The following is a 1442-nucleotide window of genomic DNA, read 5'->3' on the forward strand; positions in this document are numbered from 1 at the left end:
AAAATTCGAATATAGGAAATCAATGGAATCTTTGGAGTTCCCATTTTTTCGGCAACTTCTAGGCTAATCTCGATGCCCTGATTTTCAGCTTGCAAAAACTTAGCTGACATGAGACTTTTGACGCCGCTGTCTGCGATGTTAGCAAGACGAGTCAAGTCAAATTTATTATTCTTGACCAGTTTCGTTGAATCGGCTGTGATTTCGTCGTAAATTTTCTTGATGTCATCAAGATTGCCTTGGTCAATCCCCATTTTTAAGGTCATCAAAACATTAGCATAATCATGCCTAAAGCTGCGCACTTCCTGATAAAGACTCTCTACGTGTTTACTATAATTCTCAAGCGCTGTCAGCTCCATTTCCTGATTGCGAAGCAATTCATTTTTCTGCTCTTGTCCATGACGGAAATTGAGATAAAAGAGGAAAATAAAAAGGAGAATGAAATAGAGGAAGATAACTGCTCTATAAATATTTCTATTCGTTGACATATCCTCAAAAGGCGCTATAGCCGCAAAACATTCCATTCCTGGACAAAACATTAGCATTAAAACATTTACAATTCCCAGCATTTTCGGACTAACATAATACTTAATAGTCTTGCTGACATTTGAAATGTCTATATTTAACCATTTCGAAAGCAAGTGATAAAAAATTGCTGGAACAAAAATAGCTATAGTTGTAATGAGCCAAACTAGCCAAGAATGTACTTGAGCTGCCATCGGAGTTATTTTTATTGAAAAAAGTCCCATTATTGTATAGCCAAACACTCCTTGTATAATCATATAAAGATTATTAGGATATAAGGCATAAAAAATATGATATCTGATTTCTAATTTTGGATTATGTCTATATGATATCAGCATAAAACCTAAAATAATGGCAATATCTTTTATAACTAATAATCCTATCTTTAAAGTATTACCAGCTAAAACACCAAAAGCAATCGATCCAATTTGAACAAACATTATTATTGCACACCACTCAAGGAGGGTTATCTTAGTTTTAGTTATTTGTTGGAAAAGAAAACCTATTATGATATATCCAAAAAAATTCAAAAGAACTGTAATAATAAATCTAATAATCTCAATCATCTACTCTCTCCCTCATATATTCTCACTACTTGTGTAAATGTATAATCTGAACTGCGGGTTTCAATGGACAAATTCTCGTAGTCATCTTGAAAATCCATTAGCGTCGCTAGGCCGAGGCCGCGATTATCTCCTTTGGTTGAGTAGCCACGCTCAAAAATCTTAGTTAAATCTACCGATTTTTCCTTACTTGAATTTTCAATCATGAAAACAAAATCACCATCTTGGTAAAAATTAGCGACTGAGATTTTTGGAGTTTCTAACTCCAAAGCGGCTTCTATGGCATTGTCAAACAAAATTGACAAAATTCGAATATAGGAAATCAATGGAATCTTTGGAGTTCCCATTTTTTCGGCA

Annotated in this window: 2 protein-coding genes; both read right to left on the reverse strand. The window is 34.1% G+C overall.

Annotated features, from left to right (window positions below; all coding sequences use genetic code 11):
• On the reverse strand, positions 1-1088 hold a 1088-nt coding region (locus tag BMX18_RS09260), incomplete at its 3' end, for a sensor histidine kinase (protein ID WP_093816131.1).
• The coding region (locus BMX18_RS09265; RefSeq protein ID WP_257609283.1) for a GHKL domain-containing protein at positions 1085-1442 on the reverse strand (358 nt) is incomplete at its 5' end. The genes BMX18_RS09260 and BMX18_RS09265, both read right to left, overlap by 4 nt.

Origin of the sequence: Streptococcus sp. 45, assembly GCF_900108865.1 — a bacterium.
Taxonomy (GTDB): Bacteria; Bacillota; Bacilli; order Lactobacillales; family Streptococcaceae; genus Streptococcus; species Streptococcus ruminicola.